Source organism: Ruegeria sp. YTSC003 (genome assembly GCF_059609785.1).
In genome coordinates this window covers 239,821-257,703 of record NZ_JBXWMK010000001.1, presented here as the reverse complement: position 1 = coordinate 257,703, position 17,883 = coordinate 239,821, and the positions used below count along the sequence as shown (strand labels likewise).

19 protein-coding genes and 1 tRNA gene are annotated in these 17,883 nt (G+C 57.2%); 14 read left to right on the top strand and 6 right to left on the bottom strand.

Translation table 11 applies throughout. The features are described from left to right. A complete protein-coding gene (locus AC2FFH_RS01295; RefSeq protein WP_496767896.1) occupies positions 1 to 351 on the bottom strand; it encodes a hypothetical protein in 351 nt (116 codons plus the stop codon). A gap of 337 nt (positions 352 to 688) precedes the next feature. Here AC2FFH_RS01295 and AC2FFH_RS01290 point away from each other — a divergent pair, with 337 nt between their 5' ends. The 3 genes from AC2FFH_RS01290 to AC2FFH_RS01280 all read left to right on the top strand — a co-directional run bounded on the left by AC2FFH_RS01290 (position 689) and on the right by AC2FFH_RS01280 (position 3,714). Next, a complete protein-coding gene (locus AC2FFH_RS01290) occupies positions 689 to 1,675 on the top strand; it encodes a DUF6492 family protein (protein WP_496843562.1) in 987 nt (328 codons plus the stop codon). 64 nt (positions 1,676 to 1,739) lie between these two features. Continuing rightward, positions 1,740 to 3,035 carry a lipoprotein-releasing ABC transporter permease subunit gene (locus tag AC2FFH_RS01285; protein WP_496767902.1) on the top strand — a complete coding sequence of 432 codons (1,296 nt, stop codon included), beginning with the start codon at positions 1,740 to 1,742 and terminating at the stop codon, positions 3,033 to 3,035. Beyond that, positions 3,028 to 3,714 carry an ABC transporter ATP-binding protein gene (locus AC2FFH_RS01280; protein WP_496835910.1) on the top strand — a complete coding sequence of 229 codons (687 nt, stop codon included), beginning with the start codon at positions 3,028 to 3,030 and terminating at the stop codon, positions 3,712 to 3,714. The genes AC2FFH_RS01285 and AC2FFH_RS01280 overlap by 8 nt, the downstream gene beginning before the upstream one ends. Here AC2FFH_RS01280 and AC2FFH_RS01275 read toward each other — a convergent pair. Next, positions 3,698 to 4,135, bottom strand: a complete 438-nt coding sequence (locus tag AC2FFH_RS01275; protein ID WP_496843561.1) for a DMT family transporter — start codon at positions 4,133 to 4,135, stop codon at positions 3,698 to 3,700. The two genes, AC2FFH_RS01280 and AC2FFH_RS01275, sit on opposite strands and share 17 nt — an antisense overlap. Before the next feature lie 92 nt (positions 4,136 to 4,227). On the opposite strand from AC2FFH_RS01275, the gene AC2FFH_RS01270 reads away from it, so the two are divergent. Continuing rightward, the gene (locus AC2FFH_RS01270; protein ID WP_496843560.1) at positions 4,228 to 4,626 is read left to right on the top strand and encodes a c-type cytochrome; all 399 of its coding nucleotides are present in this window, start codon (positions 4,228 to 4,230) and stop codon (positions 4,624 to 4,626) included. Between the two features lie 3 nt (positions 4,627 to 4,629). Here AC2FFH_RS01270 and AC2FFH_RS01265 read toward each other — a convergent pair whose 3' ends face one another. Continuing rightward, complete coding sequence (locus AC2FFH_RS01265) at positions 4,630 to 5,304, bottom strand: hypothetical protein (RefSeq protein ID WP_496843559.1); 675 nt, start codon at positions 5,302 to 5,304, stop codon at positions 4,630 to 4,632. 59 nt (positions 5,305 to 5,363) lie between these two features. Continuing rightward, entirely contained in the window at positions 5,364 to 6,026 is a 663-nt protein-coding gene (locus tag AC2FFH_RS01260; protein ID WP_496843558.1) for a DNA-3-methyladenine glycosylase I, read from the bottom strand. A 415-nt stretch (positions 6,027 to 6,441) separates the two neighbouring features. Between AC2FFH_RS01260 and AC2FFH_RS01255 the strand changes: the two genes are divergently transcribed. The 7 genes from AC2FFH_RS01255 to AC2FFH_RS01225 all read left to right on the top strand — a co-directional run bounded on the left by AC2FFH_RS01255 (position 6,442) and on the right by AC2FFH_RS01225 (position 14,335). Beyond that, the gene (locus AC2FFH_RS01255; RefSeq protein WP_058275748.1) at positions 6,442 to 7,392 is read left to right on the top strand and encodes an ABC transporter substrate-binding protein; all 951 of its coding nucleotides are present in this window, start codon (positions 6,442 to 6,444) and stop codon (positions 7,390 to 7,392) included. A 10-nt stretch (positions 7,393 to 7,402) separates the two neighbouring features. Continuing rightward, complete coding sequence (locus AC2FFH_RS01250; RefSeq protein ID WP_496724332.1) at positions 7,403 to 8,452, top strand: quaternary amine ABC transporter ATP-binding protein; 1,050 nt, start codon at positions 7,403 to 7,405, stop codon at positions 8,450 to 8,452. Further along, positions 8,449 to 10,515 carry an ABC transporter permease gene (locus tag AC2FFH_RS01245; RefSeq protein ID WP_496843557.1) on the top strand — a complete coding sequence of 689 codons (2,067 nt, stop codon included), beginning with the start codon at positions 8,449 to 8,451 and terminating at the stop codon, positions 10,513 to 10,515. Before AC2FFH_RS01250 ends, AC2FFH_RS01245 begins: the two co-directional genes overlap by 4 nt. 108 nt (positions 10,516 to 10,623) lie before the next feature. After that, a complete protein-coding gene (locus AC2FFH_RS01240; RefSeq protein ID WP_496724334.1) occupies positions 10,624 to 11,289 on the top strand; it encodes an NnrU family protein in 666 nt (221 codons plus the stop codon). Positions 11,290 to 11,361: 72 nt separating this feature from the next. Continuing rightward, positions 11,362 to 11,883 (top strand): DUF2478 domain-containing protein, encoded by a 522-nt coding sequence (locus tag AC2FFH_RS01235; RefSeq protein ID WP_496767920.1) that lies wholly within the window; start codon positions 11,362 to 11,364, stop codon positions 11,881 to 11,883. 86 nt (positions 11,884 to 11,969) lie between these two features. Then, the gene (locus tag AC2FFH_RS01230) at positions 11,970 to 13,217 is read left to right on the top strand and encodes a D-arabinono-1,4-lactone oxidase (protein ID WP_496843556.1); all 1,248 of its coding nucleotides are present in this window, start codon (positions 11,970 to 11,972) and stop codon (positions 13,215 to 13,217) included. Then, positions 13,214 to 14,335, top strand: a complete 1,122-nt coding sequence (locus AC2FFH_RS01225; RefSeq protein WP_496695947.1) for an alanine racemase — start codon at positions 13,214 to 13,216, stop codon at positions 14,333 to 14,335. The genes AC2FFH_RS01230 and AC2FFH_RS01225 overlap by 4 nt, the downstream gene beginning before the upstream one ends. Before the next feature lie 7 nt (positions 14,336 to 14,342). Here AC2FFH_RS01225 and AC2FFH_RS01220 read toward each other — a convergent pair whose 3' ends face one another. After that, on the bottom strand, positions 14,343 to 15,824 hold the full coding sequence (locus tag AC2FFH_RS01220; protein WP_496843555.1) for a hypothetical protein: 1,482 nt from the start codon (positions 15,822 to 15,824) through the stop codon (positions 14,343 to 14,345). Between the two features lie 227 nt (positions 15,825 to 16,051). Continuing rightward, a tRNA-Tyr gene (locus AC2FFH_RS01215) sits at positions 16,052 to 16,135 on the bottom strand. Between the two features lie 116 nt (positions 16,136 to 16,251). Between AC2FFH_RS01215 and rlmB the strand changes: the two genes are divergently transcribed. The 3 genes from rlmB (at position 16,252) to AC2FFH_RS01200 (ending at position 17,877) form a co-directional block, all read left to right on the top strand. Then, a complete protein-coding gene (rlmB, locus tag AC2FFH_RS01210; RefSeq protein ID WP_496767927.1) occupies positions 16,252 to 17,025 on the top strand; it encodes a 23S rRNA (guanosine(2251)-2'-O)-methyltransferase RlmB in 774 nt (257 codons plus the stop codon). Next, on the top strand, positions 17,006 to 17,320 hold the full coding sequence (locus AC2FFH_RS01205) for a hypothetical protein (protein ID WP_496843777.1): 315 nt from the start codon (positions 17,006 to 17,008) through the stop codon (positions 17,318 to 17,320). Before rlmB ends, AC2FFH_RS01205 begins: the two co-directional genes overlap by 20 nt. 104 nt (positions 17,321 to 17,424) lie before the next feature. Beyond that, a complete protein-coding gene (locus AC2FFH_RS01200) occupies positions 17,425 to 17,877 on the top strand; it encodes a YHS domain-containing (seleno)protein (protein WP_496843554.1) in 453 nt (150 codons plus the stop codon). Positions 17,878 to 17,883: the final 6 nt, after the last annotated feature.

Below are 17,883 nucleotides of genomic sequence, written 5' to 3'. Positions count from 1 at the left end.
TCAGGCCGTCGGTCGGGCAGTCAGAACATCTCCGTTGGCCTCATGGCCCCGTGCCACGACGATCGGACGGCCCAGCTGTCGCACCAGATCCCTGAATTCAAGGCCCAGGAAACGCAGACCGCAAACCCGGTCTCCGGTGGTTTGATCGGTGATGCACATCCGTCCATCCCGGAACGCCAGACAATATCCCTTGTCGTTCAGGATGTCGGTCAGACCAGCCCAGCTTGCCGCGCTGGCAAAGACCGGAAGGATGGTTGCGCGCAGAAGAACTGCGGATTCACAATCCAGTTCGGTTGATGTTTGTCGGACCGAAAATGCGTCCGGTTGTTCAGTTTCAATTCGAATACTCATGAGCGACCCCCGCTCTGTAAAATGAATTCCCCCATAGTCAGGGTGACAAAATTTCCAAAAATAAGCAAAACGCGAAATAAAATTGCGCTAATAATGTTGCATTTTGAGGTCAGTTTGCCTCGCCATGCTCACATTAACTTCATACCTGAAACAATACCGGGCTGTCTGTGAAGAGCGTCACAACCGGCGGTATATTTTAATGGCGGATGATCTCCTTTAGTTCGAGTGTCCGTTTGACCGGTGGCGTTGCTGATTCGCAATTTCGGGGCTTTGAGAGCGAATTTGACCGCGCCGAAATTGCTGATAAACCGGGCAAAACGATGAAAGGGCCCGCGCTGTGCTGAGTTTCGCGACCGTCGTGTATTCCAAGGACTTTCCCCTGCTTGAACTTCAGGCGCTGTCTTTTGCCCGTTTTGTCGATCCGGACATGGTTTCGTCGATTCACGTGATCATGAATGACTGCGACGAAGATACGCTCAGGGCAAAAATCGAACCCCTTTTGGCTTCATACGGCCCACTGCGATCCAAGGTTCAGGTCCTGGGCGGCGATGACCTGTTGTTGCAGCCCGGTCAGTACGCGCGGCGATCCTTGTCGGATCGGATCATGATCGAAAATCGGTTTCGTATTCCCGGCATTCGCAGGCAGGGGTGGCGCGGGTCCAACGGGTATCGCAGTCAGCAAGTTCTGAAGCTGGGCGCCGCGCGCGTTGCGGCGTCCGAGAACATGGTTATCCTGGACACCAAGAACGTCTTTCTGCGCAGCTTTGATCCGACTGAGTTCTTTGCTGACAATGGTGCGGCGCGTATCGCTTTCATCGACGTCCAAAGCGATTACCACCGCAATTGGCTGGTCGAGAGCCTTGATGCACTGGGCGCGTCAGGTACCGACCTCAACGGGTTAAGGACCACGACATTTGCGACCCCTTTCGCGATGCGCCGATCCTTGGCCTTGGCGCTGTTGGACGAGATCAACGATCGGTATGGCTCGGTGCAGGCGTTGTTTGGATCGCGCAGGCGGCCGTCCGAGTTCATGCTGCTGAATGCGTTCTGCCTCAAGTCGCCTGATGGCTATGCACAGTGGTTCGAGGACCACGCGCAATGCAATATCGGGCTCTGGCCGACCTATTCGCCCGAGGAAATGGCATCGCAGTTGGCGATGCTGGATGATCCCGCTGCATTGACGTTGGGTCTGCATAACCGCGCCTTGTCGCTGTTGCCCGGCGATCTGCGGGATCGTGTGTTTTCCGAGTTGGAAGACAGGGGTATTTGTACCCGACCGCGCGCCGAAGAGGTGCTAAACCGCGCGGCAACGCTGACCGGCTGACAACCGGCTTGACCATCCGGTGAAATGCCGAAAGGGTCGCGACAACAAAATAACCGGAGCAGGCATGGCCAGAACACCCCCGCCCTTTGCCCCATTTGAGTGGAAAATCGCGTGGCGTTACCTGCGCGCGCGCCGTGCCGAAGGTGGCGTGAGCGTTATGACGTGGATTTCCCTGATCGGGATCACGCTGGCCGTCTTTGCCCTGATTGCCACTCTGGCCGTCCGTTCTGGATTTCGGTCCGAATTCGTCGGCACTATTCTGGGCGCAAACGCCCATGTGACTGTGTACTCCGCCGGAGAGTTTGATGCGCAGGGGCGCGTTGACCGCACAATCGCGGAATATGAAGAGATGACCAGCCGGATCGCGCAGGTTCCGGGCGTGGAACGCGCGGCCCCGCTGGTCAAAGGGCAGGTCCTGATTACCAATCGCGATCGCAGCAGCGGGGTCGAGGTCTTTGGTATCCGCCCCGACGACTTGCGCGATCTGCCGGGCGTCGCGCAAAGCGAACAAGCCGTCGGTGATCTGACCCAGTTTCAAGACGGAGAGGATGTGATTGCCATTGGGTCCGGTGTGGCGCGCAGCATCGGAGCGGCGGTTGGTGACACGGTCAAACTGACCTCACCCAATGGGGTGAAAACCGCCTTTGGGACGTCTCCGCGCGTGAACGCTTATCAGGTGGTCTATGTGTTCTCGGCCGGGCGGTATGACATCGACCGCACCCGCGTTTATATGCCGTTCACGCAAGCTCAGAGCTTTTTCAACCGCGACGGTGTGGCCGACGAGATCGAAGTGATGGTCGAACGGCCCGAGGAAATGACCCCGGTTCTGATTCCCATCCTCGAGGCCGCAGGCGGGCGCAGCCAGATCTGGACTTGGCAGGATGCGTCGGGCGGATTTCTGCGTGCGCTTGAGGTTGAGGACAACGTGATGTTTATCATCCTGTCGATCCTCGTCCTGATCGCAGCAATGAACATCGTGTCGGGCCTGATCATGCTGGTGAAAAACAAGGGGCGCGATATCGGTATCCTGCGCACCATAGGCCTGAGCGAGGGGTCGATCCTGAGGGTCTTTTTCATCTGCGGTGCGTTCACAGGCATCATCGGCACCGTTATGGGAGTGATCCTCGGCTGCCTGTTTGCCATCTATATCGACCCGATTTTCTCTTTCGTGAACTACGTCATGGGTGGCGGCGTCTGGGATCCGTCCATTCGCGGCATCTATTCCCTACCCGCCGAGTTGCACCTTTCAGACGTTCTCAAGGCGATTGGGCTATCGTTGGGGCTGTCGTTCATTGTCACCTATTTCCCGGCCCGCCGCGCGGCGCGGCTGAACCCGGTTGAGGCGCTGCGCTATGAATGATCTGACGATGCGGCTGAACGGTCTAACCAAAACCTACCTCAAGGGCACTCCGGGCGAGGTTCAGGTGCTGCGCGGTGTCGATCTGGAACTGCGCGCGGGTGAGGCTGTGGCTTTGGTCGCGCCATCTGGCGCAGGCAAATCGACACTGTTGCACATTGCCGGACTACTGGACAAACCAGATGAAGGATCAGTTGAGATCGCGGGCCAGAATGTAGCGGGCAGGGGGGATCGAACCCGTACAGCGCTTAGGCGGCAAGACGTTGGGTTCGTGTACCAGTTCCATCATTTGTTGCCCGAGTTTACCGCGCTGGAAAACATCACCCTGCCGCAACTGGCTAACGGTGTATCCGAAAAGGCTGCACAGGACAGGGCGATGGCCTTGCTGGACCGCGTTGGAGTGGCGGCACGTGCAAAACACCGCCCCGCCGCCCTGTCAGGTGGCGAGCAGCAGCGTGTTGCGTTTTGCCGGGCCCTGGCGAACAAACCACGCGTTTTGCTGGCGGATGAACCGACCGGTAACCTGGATCCCGAAACCTCGGATCAGGTATTTGGTGCTTTGATGTCGCTGGTCCGGGATGAAGGGCTTTCAGCGTTGATTGCCACGCATAACATGGATCTGGCCGCGCGGATGGACCGGAAACTGCGGCTGGAGGCGGGCGTTCTTAAGCCAGTTGAGTGATGGCGACACCGGCTGCCATCACGGCGATGCCCCCGGCCCGTATCCATGTCAGCGGCGTGACCTGAGCACCGAACAGGCCAAAATGATCGATGGCCGCCGTGCTGATCAACTGCCCCAGCAGAACAAAGAACACTGCGTTTCCGACTCCGAAATGGGGGGCGACATGGGTGATCGACAGAACATAAAACGCAATCAAAACACCGGCCAGCAACAAGTGTTTCGGGGCTTGGGTCACTTTGGATAGCGCTTCCATTCCTGGAAACAGCAGCATGACCAGGGCTGACGCCACGAACGCGATGGCAAACAGGACTACGCCGGCGGTTGTCGGCGACCCGATCAGCTTGCCCAGTGTGGCATTCAAAGCCGCCAGAATCGGAACGCCGATCCCGGCCGCCAGCATAATGGCTGCGTATTGTGTCATTGCCCGTATCCTCCCGCTTCGTTGATCTGGATCATTGCGCCAAGCCGCCCTGCGGGCAAGCCTGCAAATGTCAATCGTGACAGGAGGATGCGATGATCAGACCGATGTTCAGGGCCGTTTGTGCGAGTGTAGCCGCGTTGGCGTCTCCGGCCATGGCGCAGAACGTTGAAACCGGTGCCGAACTCTATCAGCATTATTGTGCGACTTGTCATGGGATCGATGCGACCGGGCATGGGCCAATGGCTGGTGTGTTGGTGATACAGCCGACTGATCTGACACAGCTGGCATCCGGGGATGGAGTATTCCCAACAGCCCGTGTTGTGGCGCGTATCGACGGGCGTGATCCGCTGGTCAGTCATGGCAGCCCGATGCCGGTTTACGGTCCCTATTTCGACGGGCAGGATACCTCGATGAAAACCCCAGACGGTCAGCCGATCCTGACCAGTCAGCCGATTGTGGATCTGGTGGCTTATCTGGAGACGCTGCAATAAGGCTTAGCCTTCGCGGCAAATCCCTTCGACCTTCGCTCCGCTCCACGGAATGACAACGGCACGCTCGCGCTGCGCGCTAGGCAGCGGTGACAAGTCGAAATGCGCGCCCAACATGTCATGCAAGCGCTGGGTCCGCGGTGCAGTAGGGTCCAATGAGCGGCAGCAGACGTATTCCTCGACGATCGCCCCCTGTTGTTCGAATCCATAGGATAGAAAATCCGGCGATGTCTGCAGGTCGAACAAGTACGGGTCCTTGCTTCCGCCATGTTCGGCGGCCGCACGCAGGGGGTGGTAACCAGTGGACTGGCGGTTCTGCCATTGCCAGACGTGGGTCAGCTCGTGTGCAAGCAACATCCCGGCAATCAAGTCCATCTGTTCCGGGAAGTCGGACATATAGTCCTCAAGGTACCAGTCCTTGTTAAAATAGACCTTGTTGAACAACGCAACAGCGGCGGGTTTCGCCGTGACGACACCTTCTTCGGTTGGTGGCAGGATACGTTCCCGACAGGCCAAGCGCGGCCGGTCCTTGCGGTAAAACGTGATCGGCGTTACCGGCGCACCTTCGACAAGTCGCACGCGATCCAAATCCAGCGTGTCGCCTTGAACGGCACTTGCAAATGCGCGTTCCTGATCCGTCAAAGGGCGACCACAGGCAGCAAGCAAAATTAATAGCGTCATCAAAATACGAAAGGCCATAATCAAAGCCTAATGCGAAGTGCCCGCGCTGCAACCCGTTTTCACAGGCTCATTGCCAAAACCCTGCTGATTTCGGTCAGCGATCGGCCGGATTGTTTCATCCATGTATTAAAGGCCTCTTGCACCGCAGCCATCGCCTTTTTTGATGTTGGGGCCTTGTCGACCACGCCTTCGGCAATCAATCGCGCGGTGACGTCTTGCGAGACGATAAAGCTGTCGCGCCCTGCAAATCGCATGGCGTATTGGGCCGAAGCCCCGCCCAGACGCGACCCTCGCTTGCCCAGCATCGCTAGCAGCCCGGCAAAGTCGTCCGATGGCCAACCCCCAAGAACCTGACCCGCACCGCCTTCGTCACGAAGCTCCAGCAAAAATGCGGCATTGTCACGAACGGTCGCGATCTTGGTTCCGTTGCGCACAATGCGGGTATCCTGTAGCAAGGCGTCGAATTTCTCATCGTCCATGAAGGCGCAGCGTCCGACATCGAAACCGTCAAATGCGATTTCAAACCCGTCCCACTTGTTTTCGATGACCTTCCAGTTGAACCCCGCCTGAAAGATGGATTTGGTGATAATCGAAAGCCAGCGATCTTCCGGCATCTCAGCAAGCTCAGCCAGGCTTTTGGGTTTGCTCAACTTTTTATTCAACGCATCCCGGCCACCATGGCGATTGGCAGCCATTACAAAAATTTCATCGAAATGATGCATCAATCATGTCCTCCACCGATAAAGTTGCTTGTTGATCGCTTCGTTGCAAGGTCTCAAAGAAAGTGAAATTTTGGACATTTGGTGCGTCTGAAATCGAAAATTGCAGAAAAATCGAACATCGGGAAAAGAAATACTCGACAAAACAGGGGATTCGGGTTTGTGATTGACTCGTCAATCAAAGACTTGCGCCAAATATTTGTGTTAAGCAAAAACGCGCGCGATCAGTACAACGCAGCGGGTGGGGACTTGCAGCTTAGTACAAGGCGAAAAATTCCGCCTTTGTTCAAAGTGTTCACTTCCCTTTTGCGGCTAATTTTGTGCATGTTGCGACATGGTATTGTCGTCTGTTCAACCTTCCGGCGCGCACCTGTGCGCTGAGGTGGACGAAAAACAAAAAAAGACAGGGAGAATGTCGATGAAAAAACTCAGTGTCAGCCTGTTGGCTATGATGGTAGCCGGTTCCGCTTACGCCGCCGATATGGGGGCCGTGGACGAGCCGATCAAACTGGCGATCAACGAATGGACCGGTCAGCACGTAACGACCCAAGTAGCGGGCGAGATGCTGAAAGCCGCAGGTTACAACGTCGAATACGTGACCGCTGGTATGATGAACCAGTTCCAGGCAATCGCGGATGGCGACATCACTGCGACGCTGGAAATCTGGTCGTCCAACGTCTCGGACGAATATGCCAAGAAAATTGACGAAGGTACCGTCGTCGAGATCGGCGATCTGGGCCTGGATGCCAAGGAAGGCATCGCTTATCCGGCGCACGTGGCCGATCTGTGCCCCGGTCTGCCGGCGTGGGAAGCGCTGAAGGATTGCGCGCAGGTTTTCGCAACCGCTGAAACTCTGCCCGGTGGTCGCCTGGTCGACTATCCTGCTGATTGGGGTACGCCCGGCGCCGACCGTATGACCGGTCTTGAGCTGCCGTTCAAAGCTGTGCCTGCCGGTTCCGAAGGTGCTCTGATCGCAGAATTGCGCGCCTCGACCGAGCGCAAGTCGCCGCTGCTGATCACTTTTTGGCAGCCGCATTGGGCGATGTCGGCCTATGACGTTCAGTTCGTTGAATTGCCTGCCGGTGAAGAAGCCTGCTTTAACGATCCGGCATGGGGACCGAACCCGAACGCCGTGAACGACTGCGATTTCTCGCCCTCGCGCATCTTCAAAGCCAGCTGGAACGGGATGGAAGAAAAATGGCCCGCGGCCTATGAAATCCTGTCCAACTATCAATTGGCGGTCGAGGACCAGCAGCCGATGATGGGCGCGATCGACGTTGACGGCGGTAAAGTCGAAGAAGTTGTCGCCGAATGGATGGCTGCGAACGAAGACAAATGGCGTCCGGTTGTTGACGCGGCAACGCAGTGAGTTCGCATAAGTGACTGACGCGAATACGCCAGCCATTACCTGCCAGAATCTCTGGCAGGTTTTTGGTCAAGGCGCAGACAAAGCCCTGACCGACGCGCTGTCTCGGTCAGGGAATGATGCAGACCAAGCCGCCGCCGATCTGCGCGAACACGGGTTCATCCCGGCCGTTCAGGACGCAAATTTTGAAGTCAAAGAGGGCGAGCTGTTCGTCATCATGGGCCTGTCTGGGTCGGGCAAGTCCACACTGATCCGCTGTATCTCGCAATTGTTGCCGGGCACGGGGGGCGAAATCCGTGTCGACGGCGAAAACGTCATCGGTGCGTCGAAGAAAGCGCTGACCGAATTGCGGCGCAAGAAGTTGGGCATGGTGTTCCAGCATTTTGGCCTGTTTCCACACATGACCGTTGCGGACAACGTGGCCTATCCACTGCGCGTATCGGGCGTCGGCAAAAAGGAACGAATGGCTCGCGCGCAAGAGGTCATCACTTTGGTCGGGCTGGAGGGCCGCGAGGACAGCTACCCGCGTCAGCTTTCCGGTGGTCAGCGTCAGCGCGTGGGAATTGCACGGTCTTTGGCGGTGAACCCGGACATCTGGTTTCTGGACGAGCCGTTCTCGGCCCTTGATCCACTGATCCGCCGACAGCTGCAGGACGAATTCCTGCGCATTCAGGCGACGCTGAAGAAATCCATCGTGTTTATTACTCACGATATCCAAGAAGCACTGAAACTGGCCGACCGCATCGCCATCATGCGCGATGGCAAGATCGTCCAGATCGGAACGCCGACGGATATCGTATTGCGCCCCGTGGATGATTACGTGCGCGAATTCTCGAAAGACGTGGCCAAGGGTCAGCACGCCAAAGTCGCCTCGGTCATGCGGGACGAATCTGAACGTGGCCCGGATGATCCTGGCCTGACAACCTCGATGACCCTGGACGCCGCGTTGGCGCATTGCATGGAGCTTTATGAGCCCGTTCCTGTGCGCGATGAAAATGGCAATATTGTTGGCACGGTTCATCCTTCTGATCTTGCCGCCGCCCTTCAGGTGGATGAGACATGACTGCCGTTTCAGACATCCCCAGCAACAGCGCGATCCAATTGACGGTTGGCGCGAAGGCGGCATTAATCACAGTCGTCGTGGGCGCGGTTTGCCTTGCGTTGGAGGGTCTTGCGCCTTGGCTGGTCAAGTGGCCCACCGCCTGGGAATTGCCCGCGACTGAGTGGGTTGGCGCGTTTTTGGACTGGTTTCTGAACGGCATCAAACCAGCGATGCGGTTGTTTTCCGATTTGATGGCCTATCCCATGAACGGTGCCAATTTTGTATTAGGCAATACTCCATGGCCGATCCTCATCGGTCTGGTAACGGCACTGGGTTGGTATCTGGGCGGCCTGTCGATGGCGGCGTTGGGGTTTTTTGGCCTGTGTTTCGTGTTCGCCTCCGGCTATTGGGCCGAGAGTATGAATACCCTGGCATTGGTCGCCGTCTCGGTTCCCGTTGCGCTGATCGTCGGCGGTGCCATTGGCATCCTTGCCAACGAAATGCCCCGCGTCAGGTCCTTTGTCCAGGCGGTGTTGGACGTGATGCAGACGGTCCCGACTTTTGCCTACCTGACCCCGCTACTCCTGCTGTTTGGCTTTGGCCCGGTTGTGGGTTTGATCGCGTCGGCCATTTATGCGGCCCCGCCCATGGCGCGCAACGTGATGCTGGGTCTGGAACGGGTCGAGCCCGAGATCAAAGAGGCCGCCATCATGTCCGGCGGCACGCGGTTTCAGCAGTTGTTTCAGGTCGAAATCCCCGCAGCGGCGACGCAGATCATGGTGGGCGTAAACCAATGCCTGATGGCTGCCCTTTCAATGGTCATCATCGCTGCCGTTATCGGCGGGTTCAACGACATCGGCTGGGAAGTTCTTCTGACCATGCGCAAGGCTCAGTTTGGTGAGTCGCTGATGGCCGGTCTCGTCATCGTGGTCTTTGCTGTGGTGATCGACCGGATGAGCGGCACGCTGGCGACCGAGCGTAAGCGCTATGATCCACGCGTTGTCTGGGCGGTCTTGGGCTTTACGGCCCTTTTCACCGTCGCCTTCTGGGCATGGCTGCCGAACCCGTCCGAACTGACCTTGCTGGATCCTATGGCCGAGGCTGTCGATAGCGGTCTGACCGCGTTCACGCAGGCAAATGGTCCTTGGCTGGATGCGCTCAAGAACAACTCATTGTTCTATGTTCTGTTGCCACTGCGGATCGGTCTTGATCAGGCGGTTTTGCCCTTCACATGGGGGTTCCAATGGACGCCTGAAATGAGCGAACGCCTGTTTATCGTTGGGGGTGTCATCGCCGCACTGATGGCATGGCGCGGTCACCTGACAGGCGGTTTGATCGTGCTGATCCTGATCGGAATGTTGGAAACTGGTATTGCAAACCTGCCATGGCCTTTCGTTCTTACTGGCGCTGCCGCGCTCAGCTATGTCGCGGGCGGCTGGCGTCTGGCGGCGCTTTCGGTGGGGTTGCTGTGTACCATCCTTGTCTCCGGTCTTTGGGAGCGCGCCTTGCTGTCGCTTTACCTCAGCGGTGCTGCGGTGTTTTCCTGCGCCGTGGCAGGCGGCTTGATCGGACTGGCCAGTGCGGTATGGGCGCCGGTCTGGAAGGTTGTTCGTCCAATTTGCGACATGCTGCAGACGATCCCGCTATTCGTGTTCCTGATCCCCGTGCTGATGGTGTTCCAGATTGGCGAGTTCTCGGCCTTTCTGGCCATCTGTGCTTACGCCATCGTCCCGATGATCCGCTACACGCGTCACGGGCTGGTCAACACTCCAGAAGAGATGATGGAGGCCGCAATCTCGAGCGGTGCGACCGAGTGGCAGATCATGCGCGACGTGCGCGCGCCGTATGCTGCGCCGACGATCCTGCTGGGGTTGAACCAGACCATCCTTTATGCCTTTGCAATGCTGGTGATCGCGGCACTGATCGGGACCACCGGTCTGGGGCAGTCGATCTATCTTGCACTGGGGCAAGCGGATGTGGGTCTGGGCATCTCGGCCGGTGCTGCTATGGCGATTCTGGCGCTTGTTGCCGACCGTATCGTACAGGGCTTTGCCGAAGAACGGCGCAAAGCGCTGGGGCTGTAAATTGGGGCAGGGGCGGCGCGTCCGCCCCTTCTACCCCGCGTTTGATCTTGGACAAAGACCGGACAGCGTTCGGGGCGTAGACCGCGCGTAACACGTTCGGAGAATACTATGACCAGTTGGGCCTTCTTTCTTGCAGCACTGATCACCTTTCTTCTCAGCCACGCCATCCCGGTGAGGCCGGGTGTTCGCAGTCGACTGATCGAAACACTAGGGCGCAAGGGTTATTTTGCGGCATATTCCGCACTTTCCCTTCTGGTGCTGGCATGGCTGATCGTCGCCGCAGCGCAAGCGCCATATGTTGAGGTCATCCCGCCGCTTGTCATCTTTCGCTGGGCGCCACTCTTGGTGATGCCAATCGTGTGCTGGCTGGCTGTCGCGGGCATATCGATCCAAAACCCGTTCTCATTTGGCGGGATGGGGCATTGTACATTCGATCCCGAAAAACCGGGCATCTTGCGGTCCACTCGCCACCCTGTTCTTGCGGCTTTGATGCTGTGGGCGGGGGCTCATCTGCTGGCCAATGGCAGCCTGTCACACGTGATCCTGTTCGGGCTTTTTGCAGGCTTTTCGACATTCGGCATGGCACTGATCGACCGCCGCAAACAACGCGACTTGGGTATGGAATGGACCCGGTTGTCCCGCAACACGGCCCGCCTGTCGCTGCGCGTACCACAACCGTGGCCGCGCCCTTGGGTCTGGCTGGTTGCAATTGCGATCTTCATGGCATTGCTTCATTTGCACGCGCCTGTGATCGGATTATCGCCATTACCGTGATCCAAGAGAGTGGTCGCGCAGGACCTTGCGTGCTATCTGGAACGTTACAAATCTGTACTAAGGGGTCCTTGGATGCATCTGGCCTATGTTACTACCACCGACCGCGGCGCAACCGACCGCCTGTTAAGTGCGGTTGCCGAACACCTGCTCGCCAAAGGCGCGAGCCTTGCGGGTGTGGTTCAAACCAACACCGAATGCGCGGATAGCAGCAAATGTGACATGGATGTTCGCGTTCTGCCCGAGGGTGAGACGATCCGTATCTCGCAATCCCTTGGTGAGCAGTCACGTGGTTGTCGTCTGGATCCTGCCGCGCTGGAACAGGCCGTCGGATATGTGACCTCTACGCTGGCCGACGCGCCGCAATTGCTGATCATCAACAAGTTCGGAAAACATGAGGCTGACGGGCGCGGATTCCGCCCGGTGATCGCCGAAGCACTGGCGCAGGATGTTCCCGTCCTTGTCGGTGTGAATGGTCTGAACAAGGAAAAATTCGACGCGTTCACAGGTGGTGCTGCTGAACAGATCGAACCTGATTCTGAAAGCATCATCGCATGGTTCGACCGAGTCACTGCGCAACGTGAGGCCGCGGCCTGACAAAGCTCCCGTTGGGTAAGCTTCTGTTTTCCTGACTTGTTTCGTGTCGCATGTGCTGCAATCCTTTCTCTCGGAGGAGACAGTGCATGTGGACCAACTGGGCCGGAAACCAGCGCACGGATACGCCAATAGCGCGCCCGACGTCGATTGCTGAACTGCAAAATGAGATCGCGCGACCCCAAAGCCTGCGGGTCTTGGGTGCGGGGCATTCCTTTACGCCAATCGTAGCCGGTGGTGACCGGATCGTGGACTTGTCTGATTTGGATCTATCAACACCTGGCGATGCCCGGCAGGATCGGGTGTGGGTCAACGCCAATGCGCGGTTGCGAGATTTGTCACCGACGCTGGCGGACAGGGGGCTGGCGTTCCGTAACCTTGGAGATATCAACGCACAATCACTGGCCGGCGCGGTGTCGACGGCGACCCATGGGACCGGGCGGGACTTGCCGTGCCTTGCGGCAGAAGTCACGGCGGCCCGAATGGTCGGGGCAAGCGGCGATATTCTGACCACGGATGATATCCCGCTTGAGATGGTACAGGTCAGTTTGGGGATGCTAGGCGTTCTGACCGAAGCGCAGATTTCGGTCGTGCCAAAGTACAACTTACGTCGTCAGGTTCAGCTTGCCTCGGTCGAGGAAAGTCTGGCCACGATGCACGAGAAATGGGCAGAGAACCGGAATTTCGAATTCTTCTGCATCCCGTTTACCGGAAAGACTGTCGAACTTCGTCACGCCATCACGGATGCAGCCGAAAGCAAAGCACCGCGCGATTTGGATATGATTGCTGTAAAGGTACTGAAACTTGCGCGCAGCGCGGGGCGGATCAGCGAAGGGTTGCGCAGTGCGATACTCAAGCTACTGACGCTTGCGCAGTCGGACGAGGATTATATCGGCGAAAGCTGGCGGGTTTTGTGTAGCGACCGGCATATTCGTTTCAAGGAAATGGAATTCCATCTTCCGCCAGATGTGGCTGGGGATGTTCTGCAAGAGGTTCTGACGCGCCTACATCGCGACCACAAGGACATCTACTTTCCGATCGAAGTGCGCCAGACTGCTGGCGACACGGCCTGTCTGTCTCCGTTCCAGGGTGGGCCGCGCATTTCCATCGCTATTCACGCCGACGCAGCCGAGGATCATAAACGGTATTTCGAAGCCATTGAGCCGCTATTTGTCGAAGCAGGGGGCCGCCCTCATTGGGGTAAGATGCACAATTTGGCTTACAAAGACCTGTCCGCAATGTATCCGGATTTTGATCGGTTTTGTGCGCTGCGCGAACGGCTCGATCCACAGGGTAAGTTTTTGACCCCCGCGCTTGCTCGGTTGTTTCGACCATGAATGCAGCAGCCCTGAAAGCCCTGTCAGATGTTCTGCGATCACACGGGGTCGACAAGCCCGTCGTCGTAGTGGACTTAGACTTGTTGGACGCCAATTGTGTTGTCGCGAAAAGGGCTGCTGACGCTGGGCTGGCCCGCAGGCTGGTCGCCAAGTCTCTGCCCTGCCTTCCTTTGTTGGATTTCATTCGCGAGCGCATCTCGACCTCTGGCCTGATGACGTTTTCCGAACCGATGTTGCAGGCGCTTTTGACGGCCGAGCCCGATACGGACCATCTGATCGGGAAGCCCCTGCCTGTCAGTACGGCTGCAAGGCTTCTGACCACCAATCACGACGCGGCAAGGCGCGTTCAATGGTTGATCGACACACCAGCTCGGCTTGGGGAATATTTGGCGTTGGCTTCAGATCGCCAGACATCACTGCGTTTGTCTTTGGAACTGGATATCGGCCTGCACCGTGGCGGGCTAAATTCTCAGAATGTCCCAGAACTTGCCCAACAAATAATGGCGCACCCATACGGGCAGCTTGCCGGGGTCATGGGGTACGAGGCGCATTTGGCGAAACTGCCCGGCATTCTGCGCAACCGAGCGGTTCGGGCCAGTGCAGATGCGTTCAACACAGCCATCGCCGCTTTGCCGCGTGACGAGGATGGGTTGTGTCTGAACACAGGCGGCAGCCTGACCTTTCAATCCTACCTTGCCGAGGGTTCTGCGAATGAGGTGGCATTCGGCTCGGTCCTGGTAAAGCCCGGCGATTTTGACCACGCCACGACGCAGGCGTTTGACCCAGCCGCGTTCATTGCGACACCAGTTCTGAAAGTAATGCCGAGAAACGCATTGCCGGGTCTGGAGTTCTTGCCGCGACAAAAAACGGATATTGCGATCTTTGGCGGCCACTTCCTTGCCCAGCCGGTTTTCCCAGCAGCGTTTGGCTACTCAGCGGTCTTTGGCCGTTCAAGCAATCAGGAAGTGTGGACAGGTCCACGTTCGGCAGACGTATCGCCGGGCGACATCGCACTGCTGCGCCCTGATCAAAGCGAGGCTGTGCTGAATCAGTTCGGCACCATTCTGGCCGTCCGAGGCGGGCAGGTGGTTAGTGAATGGCCATGCCTGCCTAACTAGGCGTCGGTTAATCTGCAAACAGGGCTTCGGCGGCACGGCGCGCCTCGGGGTCGCGTTTGATTTCTTGGTTGTAAGGAAGCTCGGCCAGTTCGGGCACCGACTGACGCAAGATCGCCGCGTTCAAATCTCCGTTCCTGCGCAGGGCAGGAGTAATGCTCATACTGCGTGAGATTAGATATCTGTCATTGAACGGATTGAGCGTAAAGTGACGCGGCATCCCATTCAGCCCGGCACCCATTGTGTTTGGAAGGATGTTCTCAAGAAATGATAGGTCAAACGCGTAGCGGTGCGTTTCCGGTGGCAGTGTGTCAAGCCAAGTCATCACCTCACGTTGCCAATAGACAGCGGGTGGAATGCCTTCAGGCGCCCTTAAGCGCAGGCGCCGCACCAGATGTGGAAATCGAAACGCATCCTGCCCTTTCCACTGATTTGCACGGTTCATGTCCATGACATTTCCACGCATCGAAATCTCGGCATCAGGCAGGAATTCGTGTGCCGCCAGTTCACGATACCCCATCGTCGACGTGTGCCCGCCCGTGCGTAGGCCGAATAGTTTCTCCTCTAAGCTGGGTGCATCCGAGGGGTCACGTTTTTCGGTCAACTTCATGCCGTCAATCAAATCGGGTTCGAATCCAAGTTTCTGTCCAATTTTCTGGGCAAGCAGACAATCCAGAGATGACAGATAGTTAATCCGGTGCGTATAAAACGCACTGACATGTTCAAGGTGCTCCTTGGCCGACGCGACCAGTGCCCGGCTGTCATACCCACCTGTAATCGGAATGGCGGCCCGAAAGGATCCCGCAAGCGCACCAACTGTCGCCCCGAGACGCGTCACTATTTCTGATGCAACAGTGTCAATATCTACATCTGCGGTAAACGGTGCGTCCGACCGGGGCCAATGGCGGTATTGCTGATACCGGGCAAGGGTAAGAGCGTGATTTGGCCGCGCCAGCCGCAAATCGCGATCACCAGTGATGCCCAGTGAAAAGTTGGTTGCCCCAGACATGACGTCCTCGACCCGGATATACCGACCTGGTTCAATGGGTCGGTCCAGCGCCATGAAAGGTGATGAGCCGATTAGGCCCGTCTTCGGGTCATAGAAACAGGACAATTCCAGTGTGGGATCGAAATATAGCCTTTGTTCGCGCCCGAGCCTGCTGAATATGACAAAGCGCCCTGCCAGGTTTTCAAGCCAGTCTTCCAGATCGCGCCAAGTCGGGCTGGCACCAAGATCGACCTGTGTATCGTCTGCTATAACCGTTCCGGTGTCGACCGCGATCCCCAGAATCAACAGCTGTAGGCTGGCGTCGGCGCAATCGGGTTGCGCAACGTTTAGCCGAGGACTGTGATGAATTTTGAACGGGGCGAACTCAACTGTATTCCAACCTTCGGGCGCTGCCACATTGTCCGATCTGACTGCGTATTGATGGGGAAAAACATCATCGAACGGAATGCCGATTTCCTGCGCTTCACGTATTGCCTGTAGCATTTGCTCTCCACATCGGATGGATCCGCAAAGCCCTGACTTCGCTGGGTATCCTGCTGTTCGTTGTTTGCGATCAGATTAACCGGAGGCGATTTGCACTTCCAGTGGCAAGACCGCTGATCCGTCGCGCAGCGTCCCGCCGATGTCAACAATTTGCAACAGAGCCGCGCAATCGAAGGCCAGCGCAAACGAAAGTGCTTGGATTGAGTGATCTGCATGTGATTGGAAAGTGGTGGGCGACCCTGGAATCGAACCAGGCGTGCGTCTCCGCGAGGGAGTTACAGTCCCCTGCCACACCTTGCGGCCTGTCGCCCACTGTCAGGCGTTGCACCTGACGTGGAGGCGTGATTACTAGCGCCTTGAAGAAGCGTCAACAGGAAAATTTGGCTTTGACGCAGGAAACCGAATTCCCGGCCCGGAGGCCCAAGAAATGAAGAAACCCAAGTGGGTCGTTGAAAAGGAACAGGCGCGCAAAGCTGCGGCGTCTGAAACCGTTTGGCTGTTCGGTTTGCATGCCGTTCGGGATGCTTTGATGAACCCGAACCGGCAGAAACTGAAACTGATCGTGACGCGAAACGCGCGGGACAAACTGGCCGAAGCGATTGAATTTGCAGGGATTGAGGCCGAAATGGTCGACCCGCGCAAGTTCAACGCGCCCATTGATCCCGGTTCGGTTCATCAGGGGGCTGCGCTTGAGGTCAAGCCGCTGGATTGGGGCGGGTTGGCCGAAAACTGCATCGGGCGTGAACATCCGAGAGTCATTTTGTTGGACCGCGTGACTGACCCGCACAATGTCGGGGCGATTCTTCGCTCGGCCGAAGTGCTTGGAGCCAGTGCCGTGATCGGTACGCGGCACCATTCGGCGCCGGAGACGGGCGCGCTGGCCAAAACCGCGAGTGGAGCACTGGAGCGTCAGCCCTATCTGCGCGTGCGCAATCTGGCGGATACTATTGTCGAGCTGCAGAACATGGGCTTTCAGGTATTGGGTCTGGACGGTGAGGCCGAACAAACCATCGAGACGGCGTTGGGCGGCAAACTGGACCAACCTGTCGCGTTGGTGCTGGGGGCCGAAGGACCCGGCCTGCGGCAAAAGACCAAGGAAACTGTCAATCAACTGGTGAAAATCGACGCAGCCGGTGGGTTTGGTTCTCTTAACGTCTCAAATGCTGCCGCAATTGCCTTATATGCTTCAAGGCATCGATAGACAGGAGAGAGCCATTACCAGCCCGACCAAAATCGCTACTTGCTGTTACTGCGGAACGCGCGCTGCGTTGGTTCTGAAAGGGAAGCAACGCCACGAACTCAGCTGCTCTAGCTGCGGTGCCCCTTTGCATGACCTCAAGATGGTTCCCAAGCGCAAGCTGAGCAATGACAAGCCAAAGCGCGACAGCTACAAAACGGCCACCGCATACAAGTCCAAAAAGAAAAAGAAGAAAAAGGGGATTTTTGCGCGCATCATTGATGAGGCCTGGGATGTGGTCGAGGATATCTTTGACTGACGCGGGATAAAGCGACACGAGTGTTCACAACCGCGTTAATAGGGGTGTTTCGCGCGACAAAAGATTGCATTTTGATACCCTGAATTTGTAATTCTGAGCATGTGATGCCAATCAAACGTTTCATACTCGGCGCGATGGCCGCCGTTGCCCTTCTTCCTGCCGCTCATGCACAGGACATGCCCGTTTTCTATGAGACGGACGGCGCCGTCATGGCCGGCTACGACCCTGTCTCATATTTTCTTGAGGAAACGCCGGTAAGGGGTTTGCCAGAATATTCTGTGATCTGGAAAGGGGCCGAATGGCATTTCGCCTCGGCCGAGAATCGCGATCTGTTTGAAAGCAATCCTCGCGCCTTTTCCCCTCAGTTCGGGGGCTACTGCGCCTATGCCATGGCGCAAGGTATCTTAAAAAGCACCGATCCGATGCTTTGGGACATGGTGGAAGGCCGGCTGTATCTGACCCACTCGCCTGAGATTGAGCAGCTCTGGCGCGGAGATCGCGCAGAGTACATTCACATGGCCGAGGAAAACTGGCCTGTGGTTCTGTATCAAGACTAGGCGAAT

Bases quoted from the DNA above. Each gene is read 5' to 3' on its own strand.
- AC2FFH_RS01295 (WP_496767896.1), bottom strand. From the start codon at position 351: ATGAGTATTCGAATTGAAACTGAACAACCGGACGCATTTTCGGTCCGA.
- AC2FFH_RS01285 (WP_496767902.1), top strand. From the start codon at position 1,740: ATGGCCAGAACACCCCCGCCCTTTGCCCCATTTGAGTGGAAAATCGCG.
- AC2FFH_RS01280 (WP_496835910.1), top strand. From the start codon at position 3,028: ATGAATGATCTGACGATGCGGCTGAACGGTCTAACCAAAACCTACCTC.
- AC2FFH_RS01275 (WP_496843561.1), bottom strand. From the start codon at position 4,135: ATGACACAATACGCAGCCATTATGCTGGCGGCCGGGATCGGCGTTCCG.
- AC2FFH_RS01270 (WP_496843560.1), top strand. From the start codon at position 4,228: ATGATCAGACCGATGTTCAGGGCCGTTTGTGCGAGTGTAGCCGCGTTG.
- AC2FFH_RS01265 (WP_496843559.1), bottom strand. From the start codon at position 5,304: ATGACGCTATTAATTTTGCTTGCTGCCTGTGGTCGCCCTTTGACGGAT.
- AC2FFH_RS01260 (WP_496843558.1), bottom strand. From the start codon at position 6,026: ATGCATCATTTCGATGAAATTTTTGTAATGGCTGCCAATCGCCATGGT.
- AC2FFH_RS01255 (WP_058275748.1), top strand. From the start codon at position 6,442: ATGAAAAAACTCAGTGTCAGCCTGTTGGCTATGATGGTAGCCGGTTCC.
- AC2FFH_RS01245 (WP_496843557.1), top strand. From the start codon at position 8,449: ATGACTGCCGTTTCAGACATCCCCAGCAACAGCGCGATCCAATTGACG.
- AC2FFH_RS01240 (WP_496724334.1), top strand. From the start codon at position 10,624: ATGACCAGTTGGGCCTTCTTTCTTGCAGCACTGATCACCTTTCTTCTC.
- AC2FFH_RS01235 (WP_496767920.1), top strand. From the start codon at position 11,362: ATGCATCTGGCCTATGTTACTACCACCGACCGCGGCGCAACCGACCGC.
- AC2FFH_RS01230 (WP_496843556.1), top strand. From the start codon at position 11,970: ATGTGGACCAACTGGGCCGGAAACCAGCGCACGGATACGCCAATAGCG.
- AC2FFH_RS01225 (WP_496695947.1), top strand. From the start codon at position 13,214: ATGAATGCAGCAGCCCTGAAAGCCCTGTCAGATGTTCTGCGATCACAC.
- AC2FFH_RS01220 (WP_496843555.1), bottom strand. From the start codon at position 15,824: ATGCTACAGGCAATACGTGAAGCGCAGGAAATCGGCATTCCGTTCGAT.
- rlmB (WP_496767927.1), top strand. From the start codon at position 16,252: ATGAAGAAACCCAAGTGGGTCGTTGAAAAGGAACAGGCGCGCAAAGCT.
- AC2FFH_RS01205 (WP_496843777.1), top strand. From the start codon at position 17,006: ATGCTTCAAGGCATCGATAGACAGGAGAGAGCCATTACCAGCCCGACC.
- AC2FFH_RS01200 (WP_496843554.1), top strand. From the start codon at position 17,425: ATGCCAATCAAACGTTTCATACTCGGCGCGATGGCCGCCGTTGCCCTT.